The sequence below is a fragment of the Mechercharimyces mesophilus genome (genome assembly GCF_059818345.1).
In genome coordinates this window covers 1003785-1018333 of record NZ_JCBAPH010000001.1, presented here as the reverse complement: position 1 = coordinate 1018333, position 14549 = coordinate 1003785, and the positions used below count along the sequence as shown (strand labels likewise).

16 protein-coding genes are annotated in these 14549 nt (G+C 44.4%); all 16 read right to left on the bottom strand.

Going from position 1 to position 14549, the window contains the following annotated elements; genetic code table 11:
• Positions 1-34 precede the first annotated feature (34 nt).
• Positions 35-856: a sporulation protein YpjB gene (locus AC6RGY_RS05195; RefSeq protein WP_499860207.1), complete on the bottom strand. Its 822-nt coding sequence runs from the start codon at positions 854-856 to the stop codon at positions 35-37.
• An 80-nt stretch (positions 857-936) separates the two neighbouring features.
• The gene (locus AC6RGY_RS05190) at positions 937-1572 is read right to left on the bottom strand and encodes a DUF1405 domain-containing protein (protein ID WP_499860205.1); all 636 of its coding nucleotides are present in this window, start codon (positions 1570-1572) and stop codon (positions 937-939) included.
• 76 nt (positions 1573-1648) lie between these two features.
• Positions 1649-2485, bottom strand: coding sequence for a c-type cytochrome (locus AC6RGY_RS05185; protein WP_499860204.1), 837 nt, complete (start codon positions 2483-2485; stop codon positions 1649-1651).
• 32 nt (positions 2486-2517) lie between these two features.
• On the bottom strand, positions 2518-3189 hold the full coding sequence (gene qcrB, locus AC6RGY_RS05180) for a menaquinol-cytochrome c reductase cytochrome b subunit (protein WP_499860202.1): 672 nt from the start codon (positions 3187-3189) through the stop codon (positions 2518-2520).
• Position 3190: 1 nt separating this feature from the next.
• Positions 3191-3712, bottom strand: coding sequence for a Rieske (2Fe-2S) protein (locus AC6RGY_RS05175; RefSeq protein ID WP_499860201.1), 522 nt, complete (start codon positions 3710-3712; stop codon positions 3191-3193).
• A gap of 154 nt (positions 3713-3866) precedes the next feature.
• Entirely contained in the window at positions 3867-4310 is a 444-nt protein-coding gene (locus tag AC6RGY_RS05170; protein WP_499860199.1) for a DUF2487 family protein, read from the bottom strand.
• A gap of 63 nt (positions 4311-4373) precedes the next feature.
• Positions 4374-4919 carry a YpiB family protein gene (locus AC6RGY_RS05165; RefSeq protein WP_499860197.1) on the bottom strand — a complete coding sequence of 182 codons (546 nt, stop codon included), beginning with the start codon at positions 4917-4919 and terminating at the stop codon, positions 4374-4376.
• Positions 4920-5013: 94 nt separating this feature from the next.
• Positions 5014-6171, bottom strand: a complete 1158-nt coding sequence (locus AC6RGY_RS05160) for a hypothetical protein (RefSeq protein WP_499860196.1) — start codon at positions 6169-6171, stop codon at positions 5014-5016.
• Between the two features lie 109 nt (positions 6172-6280).
• Complete coding sequence (locus tag AC6RGY_RS05155; protein ID WP_499860194.1) at positions 6281-6787, bottom strand: hypothetical protein; 507 nt, start codon at positions 6785-6787, stop codon at positions 6281-6283.
• 145 nt (positions 6788-6932) lie between these two features.
• Positions 6933-8027: a histidinol-phosphate transaminase gene (gene hisC, locus AC6RGY_RS05150; RefSeq protein ID WP_499860192.1), complete on the bottom strand. Its 1095-nt coding sequence runs from the start codon at positions 8025-8027 to the stop codon at positions 6933-6935.
• A 40-nt stretch (positions 8028-8067) separates the two neighbouring features.
• Positions 8068-8628 carry a hypothetical protein gene (locus AC6RGY_RS05145; RefSeq protein WP_499860190.1) on the bottom strand — a complete coding sequence of 187 codons (561 nt, stop codon included), beginning with the start codon at positions 8626-8628 and terminating at the stop codon, positions 8068-8070.
• A 139-nt stretch (positions 8629-8767) separates the two neighbouring features.
• Entirely contained in the window at positions 8768-9856 is a 1089-nt protein-coding gene (gene aroB, locus AC6RGY_RS05140; RefSeq protein ID WP_499860188.1) for a 3-dehydroquinate synthase, read from the bottom strand.
• A gap of 1 nt (position 9857) precedes the next feature.
• Positions 9858-11021: a chorismate synthase gene (gene aroC / locus AC6RGY_RS05135; protein WP_499860186.1), complete on the bottom strand. Its 1164-nt coding sequence runs from the start codon at positions 11019-11021 to the stop codon at positions 9858-9860.
• Positions 11022-11714: 693 nt separating this feature from the next.
• On the bottom strand, positions 11715-13061 hold the full coding sequence (locus AC6RGY_RS05130; protein WP_499860185.1) for a TrkH family potassium uptake protein: 1347 nt from the start codon (positions 13059-13061) through the stop codon (positions 11715-11717).
• A 178-nt stretch (positions 13062-13239) separates the two neighbouring features.
• Positions 13240-13803 (bottom strand): FixH family protein, encoded by a 564-nt coding sequence (locus tag AC6RGY_RS05125; protein WP_499860183.1) that lies wholly within the window; start codon positions 13801-13803, stop codon positions 13240-13242.
• Between the two features lie 24 nt (positions 13804-13827).
• The gene (locus AC6RGY_RS05120; RefSeq protein ID WP_499860181.1) at positions 13828-14409 is read right to left on the bottom strand and encodes a DeoR family transcriptional regulator; all 582 of its coding nucleotides are present in this window, start codon (positions 14407-14409) and stop codon (positions 13828-13830) included.
• Positions 14410-14549: the final 140 nt, after the last annotated feature.

Here is a 14549-nt window from a genome sequence, read left to right as displayed (position 1 = left end):
TTACGCCGATATGCATACTTTTTAGCTTTCTCCCTTATTTTGAATGAGCATCCACCCTAACTCTCCCATTCTCTCCTCGTCTCTCTTGACGGAGCATCGTCCAGCTCATATAAGCTAACACAGTAACGATGATTCCTCCCATCCACACCACTCCCCAGATAGAACTTTCATCCTGCTTCTCTGCCCAAGAAACCACTTCATTTTCTGGTCCAAAGTACAGGGGCTTTAATTGCTTCTGAAAATGACCCAGCCCTTGGGATAACTTTTGTAAGTCTTTATTTTCCGCTTGCTGCTCGATATAGTGCAGGAGGGAGTCCACCTTTTTCACAGTAACCATGTTGCGGTCTACTACTAATGCTGGATAAATCGAGTCATAATGAGCAAGAAGTTGCTCGGTTGCGGTGACTGCCTCTTCTTCTTTCCCCGATTGAATCGCGTGTTGAATCTTTTTCACATCCGATTGCATCACATCATGGAGCTGATGCCACAGGGGTTGTTGATGGGCTACTGCATCAAAGGCCAGATGAAGGCGTTTAGCCGCCAGCTGTGCTTCTGCTATGCGAATCTCTACGCGGGAAAGTGCTTGATCTGTACGGACAATGGTTTCAGACAATACATGAATCGCATCGATGGACAATTCCTGCTTCGATAAATCGGCTTTTGCAAACGATTGTGCTAGATCTTTAATCGTACTTCGTGCTTCCATCCATTCTTCTGCTTGTACCCTTTTCTCTACCCTAGCAGCTTGTTTACTCCAGGTTTCTGCTCCTTCCTCTGCTGCCCATCCCACACTAGGAAAGGAGGATAGTAAGCAAGAAAAAAGAAGGATCCATCCCCATAAGCGCCTTGTCTTCATATTGGACATCCCCTTCAAACAAATCTACTTGTACTACCCTATGCAGAGTTTGTCCGAATCAGTCATCCGAGGGCGCAGAATCACCCCACAGATAAACGATGGTTTGTCTTCTGTTGCAGACGGAGTGTAGCAAATAGAAAGATAGCAATCAGGCTTAAACATACGGTCAAAGCAGCAATCCACGGAACATAGTTATATAGCACTCTTGGCAACCAGGGATGGATACCAAGCCCATAATCCAACACATCATTAAGTAACGTCCAGCATGCTACCCAAGCAAGATGAGACCACCGGAACGTATAAAAGCGGCTGTAGAGAAGAGCTTGCAGTGCCATCCCTAGATGAGAGAAAGAGAGCATCCAATCCGTCCAGTGTAGATTGGAAAAGAAAGAACCCGGCTCAAAAAGTGCACCCAGAACAATGATAAGAACGGCCCAGATTCCATATTTAAATAGCGTAACGGCCGCAAAGGCCTCTAAAAAGGGAAAACGCTTTCCCAATCCATAAAAAAAGAGGACGAATGTAAAAGCGAGAGATGCTGTTGGGCTATCGGGCACAAATAGATTAAGCCAAGAATCTGTATCGATCAGTTGCGCTTTATACCAATAGAAGCCGTAGAGTGAGCCGATTAAATTGATCACAAACAAGCTCCAAATCACCCATGTTTGTTCCAATAGGTACATAAACTGTTTCCAGTAAGTGCGAATCCATTCCATCACATTCACCTCGTATGAAAAAAGGTGATCCACATCAATGGATCACCTTTTCGTATCGTTCCTTATGTGTATTGACTTAGTGCGACTTACTGCCACTTTTATCTTCACTACCAGGAACTTTTTGCATTTCAAGCCATTCGATCAGGAGAGCTTTCTCTTCTTCTGATCCTTGGAACATTCCTTGTGGCATCGTACCTTTACCGTTATTCGTAATATCGTACAGCTCTTCTTCCGTATAACGGTTAGCCACATCGATGAGTGAAGGGCCATTTACCCCTTCTAAGTTCTCACCGTGACATTGGATACAAGCATTTTCTTTATAGATCTCATACCCAGGATGATCCGTGGCTGATACAGCTGGAAGTTCTTCACCCACTTCTTGCTGATAGCCCCCTTGCGCTGCTAGCATCTCTTGGTGCTCCGCTTCGGAGAACCAAGTGAGAAGCGTCATTGCAAGTATGGAAAGGACCATTAAACTGGTTGTAATCGGCCTCTTAAAGGGACGACGTTCTTTACTACGGTCCAACCAGGGTGCCAAGAGTAACGCGGTAAACATGATCCCTGGTAAGACGATAATGCCAATGACCGTATAGGGACCAGATGCCCAGCTGAATTTGAGTAATTCATATAGGAAGAGGAAATACCAGTCCGGTACGGGCAGGAAGCTCGTATTCGTCGGATCGGCAATTTCACCCAATGGTGGCTCGTGAGCCATGACGAGTGCCATAAAACCGGATAGAAAAACAACCCCTACCATCCACTCTTTAAGAAGAAAGTCTGGAAGGAAAGCTTCTGTTTTCCCTGGAAATTCATCATAATCTGGCGGAGCCATCTTCTCACTTTTGTTTCTCGCAGGAACACGGGAATCGCCAACATAGTGAACCTGTTTGTTTTTATCGTTGTTATGTGCCAAGTAAAATCCCCCCTTTGCGCGTCAATGAAGGCTTATAACGGCCCCGAGATGCCTTGTTTCCGAATCAGGATAAAGTGTGCAGCAAGCAATCCAAAGAGTGCTGCTGGCAAGAAGAATACGTGTAGCGCGAAGAAACGAGCAATCGTTTGTGCGCCTACCACGCTTCCTCCTTGTAGGAAGCTAGCGATGTATGACCCGATAAAAGGCACACTAGCTGCGATTTCAACACCAACCTTCGTCGCAAAGTACGCTTTGTTATCCCAAGGAAGTAGATACCCGGTAAAACCAAGCCCAATCATGACGAAGAGAATTAACACCCCGATTACCCAGTTAAATTCACGTGGGTGTTTATACGATCCGGTAAAAAAGACGCGCAAAGTATGAAGAAAGAGCATGACGATCGCAACACTGGCTCCCCAGTGATGCATTCCGCGTACAATTTGCCCGAAGGCAATCTCATTTTGCAGGAATTGTACACTCGCATGGGCGTTTTCAATATCCGGAACATAGTACATGGAGAGAAAGATTCCAGACAAGATTTGAATGACCACGATAAAGAATGTCAATCCACCAAAACAATAGATAAACGCGGAGAAGTGATGTGCCGGGTTTACGTGCTCAGGCACTTCATGGTCGGCTACATCCCGCCAGAGAGGGGTAATGTCGATTCGTTCATCGATCCAATCATATACCTTTTGCAACATCTTATTCCCCTCCTTCCCGCTCAGCAATCGGACCTAAAAAGAGCTTGCCATTTTCCACTTTGGTAGCATACATATCCAGTGGAGCTAGTGGAGGTGTTCCTTTAATGTTCACTCCGTTATTCGTATAGCGGCCACCGTGACATGGGCAATAGAATTCATCCTTAAATTCTGGACTACCTTCCCATTTCACAGTACAACCGAGGTGCTTACAGATGGGAGAAAGAGCAAGGAAATCACCATTATCTTGCTTCTTAACCCAAGCTGTCATCTTGGTCCCGCCTTCTTTTTGGTACCAACCATCTTTCTGTTCAACAAAGAACTGAATGCCTACTGGTTCAGTGCCAAATTCCTCAACGGATCCCACTTCCACAAAAGATGATTGTTCCTGCTTTTGTAGAACTGGGTCGATGGCGAATCGGACCATAGGATACAACATGCCGGCACCCATAAAGGCTCCTGATCCCGCCAATGTGTTGATGAGAAACTGACGACGAGACAAGCGTCGCTTCTTATTATTGCTCACGTACCATCCGACCTCCCTCGTTGCGGGTTGCGTTATATGGACCGGAACCGTATCAAAGTATTACTAGGACATATCAATGATAGCGAACCGGATTAAGCTATGTCAAGAAGTTTGGAAGATCACGTCCTCTTTACTTTTCCCTCAAATATCGCTCTCATTCATACGACCAGATGCGAATCATTTCTTCGCTGATGGAGGTAGATATCTCCTCTATATCGCTATTTTCCTGGTTCGATAGAGGGATGGGAAAGGAAGATAGACGGAATGGCAACTGCTTTTTCTCTAGATGAAAGTCATGTAAGAGAGACTCTTCTCCTAATAAGAAAATGTGATAAAAAGACGAACTTTCCCATCCTCGCACCGCATCTTCGATATATTTTCGGAGAATGGACACATCCTCTCCATACTGAATGGAGGGCAAAAGCAATATTCTCCCTTTTAATTCTTGCTCAATCGTATGAGCAATATCCTCGATAGATTGCTCCGAACGATCCAACTCTTTCTCTTGAAAACGAATACGTGCAATCGGTAACAGCAACGTATCGACATAGGGAGCATATGATTTCCAATCTTCTGTTTTGACGTCAGCTAGTATCATCCTGGTTGCTCCTTTACAATAAAAATACCCGGCCCTCGCCGAGCATTATACCGCAAATCTCCTTCATGATTCTAGCAGGAGGGACCACTCTTCGCTTAATTGTAAAAACTTTTTCTCATCCCTCTGTTCCAGTGCGTGATTAATCTCTTGATACAAAGAACGTATTCGGTACTCTCTTGCCGCTTGATCTAACACAATCTCCGCTAGAACACTTAGTGCTTGATCTTGTGTAATGTTTTGCTTTTCCATTGGATTCGCCTCCAATACAGCAGCATATTCTGGACAAGCGGTTCTTCCTTTAAAAGATAGTGAGATGTACAACTTTTCATCTGAATAAGCACGAATATCATAAAACGCTGTTTCGACATCATCACTCTTACGACGATTCTTAGCAAAAAGGAATGGACGGTTATGAGAACAGCGTGTGGAGATAGACAATGTTTTAGATAAGTTTTGAATATTATCTACAAAATGGACATTCTCTAGGAGTTGTTGATTGGATGCAACATAAGTAAGTAGCCAAGCTGCCTCACGACGTTGCAGCTCATATTTATTTAAAAACCAATAGATAAACTCTTTTTTCTCAAGAGACGTAATCGGTCCTTGCATTTTCATCTCCCCTTGATTGTCAAAGGTGAGTGAAGGGCGGTGCCACTTCAGTCGTATTAGGTGCTTATTATTTATCTCTATTCGCTAGAGGTCGTCACTTTTCCTTCTCTGGAACAGGTTGAGATTCTCTTACCCTTTCTCCTTTTCCCTGGGTTGTGCGATTGGATACGTGCCACTCTTTTCGTTCACTACTTTGCATTAAGTGATGTCCATCGTCCTGAATGGCGATCAGGTTGCCTTCTTCTCCCTCACTTAGTTGGAGTACACCTAGATGAAGAAGCATGGTTAAAATCTGCTGAAACAAATCTTGCTTTGATTTGTAGTAATAAGGTTCAATCCATTCTTCCACTTGTGCTTCAACCAGTGAGCACGGAGTCCAGTTCCGATATACCATAAAATCAATCCAACGCGTGATAAGTGGTAGATGGGGAATGGGTCCACGATAAAGACGCATCCAGAAAGGATACATATCATATTCTTCCCCTCTCACTTCTTCCTCGGTACGTTGCACACCTGCGGATGTTAACGCCAGTAGACCCTCGGGAAGCTCTTTGATGTATCCCTGGTATAGCGCGTAGTCATATAGAAACGAGAATCTGTTAGGGTACAGGTGGTAGTGTTGACCAAACCCAAAGCGAAATCGTTCGGATAAAATGGGGTCTTCCTCCACTGAAAAGGACTTTAGTAAATTCTTTAGTTGCTGCCGGTAAATGGCTCCTTCTGAGGTAAGAGGAAAAGCTTCTTCCTTTACACGATAGAGAAATTGAAGCAGATCATGTTCTAATAAGTGCTCTTCCGAACGATAAACGGGTGGTTGTAGGGTTGGGGCTTGTCTTTGAAATGATTCGGAGCACGAAAGGCGAAGCATACGACCGATAAAATCGCGCGCAGGAAAATAGAGATAGCGATCACGAGAGGTTGTCCCTGGAAAAAGCCATCCTTTCCGTAAAGAGACTCGGATGAGGGAGCGTGGAGAACCTTGCTCTTCTTTTAATGCGGCACGTCCTTTTCCCAATAAGTCCTCGAGGGAATAACGAGATAGATTGTCGAAATAGAGAAGTTGCAAAAAACGTTTCTCCGTCATGGACAATGCATTCCACTCTGATTTTAAAAGAGAGGAGTCCCCCATCTGATAAAGAAGGGATTGTATAAGTTCTCTTTTTGAGTGCGGATTGACGTTGCATTCATAACTAACAGCCATTTGATTTAATTGTTCGATGTCTGCATAAGTAAGAAGTCGTGCCATCTCCATTTCCAATTCAACCCCTTTTATTCCCTTTACAAATTAGTGTGGGTTAAAAGGAAAGCAAATAAACATGGCTCTTTGTTTGTAATGCAAACTGGTTTATATTTTCAGGGATCTAATTTCGCTTGTTTCTTTGTTTATATAGATTAGCTTGAGACTGAGGTTTCTCTTTAGACTGATCTTTTTCGATGATCTCCATTCCTCGTCCTCCTATAAAAAGAAGCAACGCGAGGAGGAACGTAAAGAGAGGCTCTGTGAGATGAGAGGAAGGCGAAAAGAGCTTTAACCACCCTCCTACAATGGCAGACCATTCCTCAGCTAATGAAGGGAGCGCAAAGAAGGTGGGAAGGAAGAGGGGCATGTGTACCCAGAAGAACACGGTGATCGCTTCCGTCAGTGAGAGGTGATAGATATGCTTGGCTGACGAACCAAAGCTGAGATAAATGAAAAAGGTACAGACACCCATAATAAGGATGGACCATTCCAGCATAGAAGACGCAAAGTCTCCACTTGAAAACCATATCCAAATGAAAAATGGGAGTAACCATTCTTTTAATAACAAGATAAAACCAAGTACGATAATCATTTCAAATAAGGTGGAGCGTGCGTTTCTGGGCATCACCTGGTATCCCTCCTCTATTAGACAAGTATTATGAGAAGAGAAAAAAAAGAACTGCCCAGACACAATTACACGGGGCAGTTCAAAAGTATAGGAGTGGAGAGAAACCATAGATTGAAAATTATTATAAGTCAATTCAGTCTGTTCGTCAATCCTTTTCTTCAACCAAAATTTTCTCGAAAGCTTGTAAGAAGTAAGTGTTTTGTTTCTCTGTTCCTACGGTTACTCGAATGAAAGTAGGGTATCCCAGTAAACTCCCGGGACGAACAATGACTCCTTGCTTCAAAAAAGCCCCATATACCTCATCTGAAGGTCTCCCTGTATCTAGCATAACGAAGTTCCCATGAGCAGGAAAAGCGCTTAGGCCCCAGCGATCGAGAAATTGAGAAATGAGTTTTCGACCTCGATCATTTTGTTCGACACAAAAACGGACGAAATCTTGCTCTCTTAATGCCGCTCGAGCAGCATGTTGTGCCAATCGATTGCAATTAAAAGGTTCACGTACCCGATGAAGATCCGAAATCAACTGAGGATGGGCAATCGCGTAGCCAACCCGAAGCGCAGCCAACCCGTAGACCTTAGAAAAAGTTCGTAGAATAATGAGGTTAGGAAAACGGTCCAACAAATAAAGAGAATCAGGGTATTCATGCGATGTCACATATTCATAATAGGCTTCGTCCACTACCACTAGCACCTGATCGGGAACTTGTTTGAGGAAAGAAAGAAAATCGTCTTGCTTCACAATCGTCCCCGTAGGATTATTCGGATTGCAGATCCAAACAATGCGTGTGTTGGTGGTGATCGCTCGGCGCATTCCCTCTAAATCATGTGTTCCATCAATAAGCGGGACTTCAATGGGAGTCGCTCCCTCGATCACCGTATGGGTTTTATAACGAGGAAAAGTGATATCCGCCATGATCACCTCATCCTCTGGCTCAAGGTACGTACGTGAGATCATTTGCACAATTTCATCTGACCCATTTCCCAGTAAAAACGCTTCTTCTTCTTTTCCATAAAATTGAGCCAACTCTTGACGTAGAAGCGGAGCTGTTCCTTCAGGATACATTGCCAATTGGTTACGGACTTCTTGTAATGAATCCCACACTACAGGGGAAGCCCCATGCGGATTCTCATTGGAAGCCAGCTTGATCACTTCGTCTATACCTAATTCTCGCTTCACTTCTTCCAAAGGCTTACCGGGTTGATACATCGGCAAGCCCTGGATGCGTCGCTTCATTTTCATTCTTTCTTCACTCCCCCTCTACTACTCTCAAGCTTCATCATTATTTATTCAACAAAATGACGGTGCTCGCGCTACCTCGTGGTGGCTCCATCTCTTGAATGGGACCAGCCAAAGTAACTTTTACCCTAGCCCCTTTTACTAAAGATTGAATCGTTTTTTTCTCTCCATCCGCGCTAAGTATAGGGGTTTCCTTCGTGACGAGGACGAGCATCTCATCATAAGGGTTTTCATCACCCTCCTCTTTCGTAATCGTCAGGATGTACAATACTTCTTTATTAACCCCTTCTTTAGGCGGGGTGATGGTTTCATCTTTGGGTGCTGATTTTGTTGGAGAGTTTTTCTCCTCTTCATCTGAATTGTAGTTACGCTTAGGGGCGTGCTTCTCAATATGAGTAATCGTTCCTTCGATCATCCCATTCTCCACCTCTTCTTCCCCTTGTGCAGTATTTGAATCCTTTTCTTCATCCTTTTTCTTTTCCTGAACAACTGCTGGAGAAGATGCATCCGTTAACTTTTCCACATCATTTTGATCCGCATTGCCTGTTCCGCATCCCCCGACGAATATAGATAAGCAGAAAACTCCTATTACGATTCGTTTCATCATTGATCCTCCTATAGAAAGTCAGTTGCTATAGTTAGAATTCGATTCTATTTACCTACAGTTGTTAGACGTATAGAGGGGAACAAAAGTTGCATATCCACCTATCTAAATCGTCCGAAGGAAAGAGAGGCATACTCTCTTACTGTTGAAGTCGCTCAATTGTACGCGAGATGGCTCCTTCGTCTATACCGCGAACAATACGAACCTCTCCAATCCGTGTGGGGAGAATAAAAACATATTCATCTTTTCGACGTTTCTTATCTGTTTGAAGAAGGGATAGCACCATGGGGATCTCTACATTGATCGTCAAACGAGTAGGAAGCCCAAAAGCGGTTAACAAGGATGTCGTAGCATCCAGTACTCCATCATCCACCATTCCTAACTCTTCTGCTAACATCGCTGCTCCTACCATTCCGAGTGACACGGCTTCACCGTGAGCGATTTCATATTGGGAGAGCGCCTCAAATGCATGACCGAGGGTATGTCCATAGTTTAGAATGGCTCTTAGGCCAGACTCCCTTTCATCCTGAGAGACCACTTCCGCTTTGATTTCACACCCTCGAAAAAGCGCCATTTCCACTTCCTCGACAGACAGCGAACGCAAAGAGGAAACATGCTGTTTAAGCCATGCGAAGAAGGAAGCATCCCAAATAAGGGCATGCTTAATCACTTCCGCGTAACCCGAGATGACTTGCCGCTGGGGTAATGTCTGCAAGGTATCCACATCGTATGCCACCAATGCTGGCTGATGAAAAGCACCAATGAGATTTTTTCCTTGCGGATGATTGACACCCACTTTTCCTCCCACACTGCTATCATGAGCCAATACGGTGGTTGGTAACTGAACAAAAGGAATGCCTCGTAGATAAGTAGCAGCTACAAAACCAGCTAGATCCCCCACCATTCCCCCACCTAAAGCTAAGATGACACTGTGGCGATCCATACTAAAATCAATACAGGAAGAAAGCACTCTCTCCCATTGTTCCAAGGATTTACTTCCCTCTCCATGAGGAACAGTAAATCCTCCTACTAGATAACCCGCCTTCTCTAAGTTCATCTTCACATCATCTAAATAAAGAGGGGCCACTTGGGAATCAGAAAGAATAAACAACTTCCTGTCTGTACCGATCCCGCGTGAATGAAGATAATGCGGGATCTCCTTTTGTACCCCTGTCCCTATGACGATCGGATAGGTCCTTTCCCCCAGTTCAACCGTTAAGGTACGCATACTAAAAATTCCTCACTCGCTCTCGGTATTGCTTTATGCTTTCTGTTAGTTCGCTCATGGTATCACAAGGGAATTTCTCTAACAGCGCACGAGCCACTTCCCATGCTACTACATGTTCTGCTACAACACTTGCGGCTGGTACGGCACAGCTATCCGAGCGTTCGATGCTAGCGGCGAACGGTTCTTTACTATCTACATCCACACTGGCAAGCGGCTTATATAACGTGGGAATGGGCTTCATGACACCTCGGATAATCAACGGCTCTCCCGTGGTCATTCCGCCTTCAAAGCCACCTAGGCGGTTACTTTCCCGATAGAAACCTTTCTCTTCTGTCCATGCAATTTCATCGTGTACTTGAGAACCTGGTCTTTCCGCCGCTTCAAAGCCAATACCAAATTCCACTCCCTTAAACGCTTGAATACTCATGATCGCCTGGGCAAGACGCGCATCTAGCTTGCGATCCCAATGGACATAGCTGCCCAATCCCGCCGGGACTCCTTCGACAAGGACTTCCACGATACCTCCGACGGAATCCCCTGCTTTTTTGCTACGGTCGATCACCTTCATCATTTCGTTCCCAGCATCTTCGTCTAAAGAACGAACGGGTGAGGCTTCAGAGATTGCTTGGATTTCTTCAAAAGATAATCCTTCCTGAACAGGTGCTTCCACCTCGCCGATGCGCACCACGTGACCGGCAACCCGTATTCCGCACTCTTCCAACAGCAACCGTGCGACTGCCCCTACGGCTACACGTGCAGCTGTCTCCCGTGCACTGGAACGCTCCAACACGTCCCGCATATCACGGTGATTGTATTTCATCGCACCTACCAAATCAGCATGCCCTGGGCGCGGACGTGAAATCCGTCTTTTGTCTGCCATTTCGGATTGAGGCTCAGGTCCCATAACCTTCTGCCAATGAGTCCAATCTTTATTTTGAATGGATAAGGCTACGGGAGCACCGGTCGTCTCCCCAAATCGCACGCCAGATAAAATTTCGATTTCATCGGACTCGATTTGCATCCGTCGACCTCGCCCATATCCTCCCTGTCGACGCTTCAATTGAGCGTTTACTTTTTCCTTTGCGAAAGGCATATGGCTAGGTAATCCTTCCATAATGACCGTCAATTGTGGACCATGTGATTCACCTGCTGTTAAATAGCGCATGCTTACTCTCTCCAGTTCCTGTAATTCTTACTTCATGCTATTTCCCTATCATACCACAGGGAAATAGCATGTTGAGAACATGATTGTATCCTAGTTTTAGTCTGTATTACAAACTGGTCTGATTTTATGAATTCATTTCGAGAGAATCCTCCTTTAGTGATGAGGAGCTAAACACTATTGATCTTCCAATTTTCGCATTAATGGCAGAAAACAGTAAGATGCATAACTCAGAAAGGGCTGTGAAAAAAGGCGAAAATGTCGTCAAGAATATCAGAATTGAAATCTGCCCGAATGCTTCCCACGCAATTAGTGGCGAATATCCCGAAATGATAAATGAAAAAATACTTGAATTTGTAGAACAGAATTCTAATGACAAGGCATTGTAGACACACCCAAAAAATGGCGCACTAAGGGATTCGTCAATTACAACACCCCGTTACCCTGTATGCTAAGGGTCAACGAGGTTTCTTATGGCTATCCCAAACTTTGTCTTTAGCCTTTGTCATTGCCATGATCTTATTTCGAAGTGGTTGAGGATCGTTGATGTCTTCCCGTACAGATAAGCATGTTGCTTAGCTACTTGCTTCATCTACGCAAATGGTTTGTGTTGCAGACTAGTTCACTATTTAATACTTAGTCCTTCCTCTGTTGTCTCCAAAGTCATTGACATCCTCTCAACATCATTTTCTTCTCTTACCCAATTAACGGACTCTCTTCTGGATGGCGAATGGGAGGCTGTTGTTTCCGTTGCATGAGCGCAAATGCTAGTGTTAATGGTCCCAGACGACCCGCAAACATGGTGAGTACAAGAATGATTTTCCCGATATCCGTTAGGTGAGGGGTTAAACCCAGTGAGAGCCCCACTGTTCCCCCTGCAGAAACGGTTTCAAAAAACGAAGTCGTCAAATCGGTATGTTCTGTTATGGTTAATAAACTGGAAATGATGATCGTAACAGACAAAGAAAGAACCCAAATGGTCAGCGCCAAGTATATGTGCCTATAAGGAATTCGTCGACGAAAACTGATCACTTCGTCCTTCCCACGAATCATGCTCCAAACGGCAAGTACAACGATAATAAAGGTGGTTATTTTAATCCCACCCCCCGTCGAATTGGGAGCTGCTCCAACAAACATAAGCAAAATAATGATTAATTGTGAAGCAGGATACATAGTAGATAGATCCAGTGTGTTAAATCCTGCTGTTCGTGGAGATAAACCTTGAAAAAAAGAGGCCATTACCTTGTGTTCAAACGATAGCGGTCCCAAGGTAGTGGGATTTCTCCATTCGATTAGCAGAATCGTCAATCCACCAAACACAATTAAAAAACCAGAAACCGACAATACCAGTTTGGTATGCATGCTTAGTCGGCGTTTTCTGCGATATTGAACCAGATCCGCAATCACGATAAACCCGATTCCCCCTATAAGGAACAGGCCAACAATCGTCAGATTGATCCACGGATCATCGACGTACATGGTGAGGCTACTATACATGCCGTAATCTCCAAACAGGTCGAATCCAGCGTTATTAAAAGCTGAAATCGAATGAAAAAGAGAATAGTAGAGACCTTTTTGCCATCCCCATTCAGGTACCCAGCGGAAGGCAAGCAAGAGAAATCCTATACTTTCAACCAGAAAGGTAATGAGAATGATGTTCCAGGTTAATCTTTCTACCCCTTGAATATGGGGTTGGTGGTAGGAGTAGCGGAGAACCAGTCTCTCTTTTACACCGAGGGTTCTCCCTAATATCAAAACAAACAAAACACTAATCGTCATAAACCCGAGGCCACCCAATTGTACAAGCAGGAGAATGACACATTCGCCAAACAGACTAAAGGTAGTTGCTGTATCGGTTACGACGAGCCCCGTTACACAAACAGCTGAGGTGGCAGTGAACAAAGCATCCAAGAGTCCAAGAGGTACCCTCGACTCTGTTGCAATAGGCATAGATAAAAGTGCAGTACCTACGATGATCATCAAAACAAAGCCAATAACAAGGACTTGAGGCGGGCTTAATCTCTGTAACACTTTTTGTCTCAATAGCTCCCCCACCTTTTGCTAGAAAACCTTTTTGCTAATCCTATCACTTCCCGTTGCAAAAACCAATCTAGCCACTTCATGCTTGAATCCATTAGCTTCTGGCACGAGCAATCATCCCTACCCTGACAAAAACCCGGGCGTGGAATCCTCTCCACACCCGGGTTTAACTAGCGTACTTTTATTTTGCATTGATTGTGACTTGCTTCATACTATGACTTCCCTTAGCTGTTACATGATACATGATATGGTACTTCCCTGCTTTGGGTAATTCTTTTGACCCCATATACATTCCAGCTTCTACATGCTCCGCTTTCACACGCTCGCTGCTCTCTTTGCCTTCACTATCTTTCCAAATTTCAAATTCGACTTCATCCGCTTTGGTGACGGCTTCCTCTTTATGCATAACATTCACCATCATCATTACGGGCTCTCCTGCTTTTGCTTCTTCTGGATCAACCGTAAAGGTTACCTCTAATCCTTCAGCAGTCGTATCTGCGGTACTTCCATCATCGCTTTCATCTGCACCATGCTCATTTCCTGAGCCATCTTTCTCTTTATCTTCTCCTTGCTCTTTCTTCTCTTCTCCGTGCCCAGCATGTTCACCTGATTGTTCTTCTTCTGCGGAATCTGCATGCTCCATGTTGTCCTTGTTTTCTTTTCCTTCTTCGCCTCCACAAGCCGTCAATGCAACCATCAGAGAGAGTCCTACCGCTCCAGAGAGTAACCATTTATTCTTGATCATTTTGTTGTTTGCTCCTTTTATTCATTACTTGTTTTTGCTTTTGCATGTCGTGTGATTCATTTGCTGCTGTAAGGCTTCTACGGCCATGTCGTAAAAGTAGATCATCCCAGAAAAACCTTTAACAAACTTTTCTGCAACCTGCCTCTGCTCAAACGGTAGCATTTGTGGCTGACAACAATGGACGTTTAAGGTTGAGTCCATCACAAACCATCCATGAGCTGCACTAAACGTCGTGTTCAATAGGAAGTCCTGTACCAGCATTTGCGTCGCATCTGCAATTTGCTCCAATCGCAAAAATCCACAGTGTGCGCAACAAGCCGTTTCAACCTGATGATTTTTACGCACGATCCGACAAGTAAGACGTTGATTTAATTGACGATGACAGTAGATACAACTAGATGACGGTAACGGTTTAGCGGACGTTGGTACCATCAACCGAATACCGCCGTATGTCTTTGTGATCAGCCCCTCGTCCAGTAATGGCTTGATATCACGATGAATCGTCATTTCAGATACACCTAGCCCTGCACTTAGTTCACTGATTCTCAGACTTTCTTCGGTTTGTATCCATTCCCGAATTCGACGTTGCCGTTCATCTGGTAGCAACCTCAATCACCTCACTGTATGTGAAGTTTCAACATAAAATAACAAATAGATTCTAGGTATTAATTTAACTAAGAATTCCTCAGTTTTCAAGCTTTCTTTGTGTCAGATCCTTGAATAGAGAGTGCAAATGTGTTAAATGA

Excerpts from the sequence above, each read along its gene's own strand:
- qcrB (WP_499860202.1), bottom strand. The coding sequence starts at position 3,189 with ATGTTGCAAAAGGTATATGATTGGATCGATGAACGAATCGACATTACC.
- AC6RGY_RS05190 (WP_499860205.1), bottom strand. The coding sequence starts at position 1,572 with ATGGAATGGATTCGCACTTACTGGAAACAGTTTATGTACCTATTGGAA.
- AC6RGY_RS05170 (WP_499860199.1), bottom strand. The coding sequence starts at position 4,310 with ATGATACTAGCTGACGTCAAAACAGAAGATTGGAAATCATATGCTCCC.
- AC6RGY_RS05125 (WP_499860183.1), bottom strand. The coding sequence starts at position 13,803 with ATGATCAAGAATAAATGGTTACTCTCTGGAGCGGTAGGACTCTCTCTG.
- AC6RGY_RS05165 (WP_499860197.1), bottom strand. The coding sequence starts at position 4,919 with ATGCAAGGACCGATTACGTCTCTTGAGAAAAAAGAGTTTATCTATTGG.
- AC6RGY_RS05145 (WP_499860190.1), bottom strand. The coding sequence starts at position 8,628 with ATGAAACGAATCGTAATAGGAGTTTTCTGCTTATCTATATTCGTCGGG.
- AC6RGY_RS05160 (WP_499860196.1), bottom strand. The coding sequence starts at position 6,171 with ATGGAGATGGCACGACTTCTTACTTATGCAGACATCGAACAATTAAAT.
- hisC (WP_499860192.1), bottom strand. The coding sequence starts at position 8,027 with ATGAAAATGAAGCGACGCATCCAGGGCTTGCCGATGTATCAACCCGGT.
- AC6RGY_RS05195 (WP_499860207.1), bottom strand. The coding sequence starts at position 856 with ATGAAGACAAGGCGCTTATGGGGATGGATCCTTCTTTTTTCTTGCTTA.
- aroB (WP_499860188.1), bottom strand. The coding sequence starts at position 9,856 with ATGCGTACCTTAACGGTTGAACTGGGGGAAAGGACCTATCCGATCGTC.
- aroC (WP_499860186.1), bottom strand. The coding sequence starts at position 11,021 with ATGCGCTATTTAACAGCAGGTGAATCACATGGTCCACAATTGACGGTC.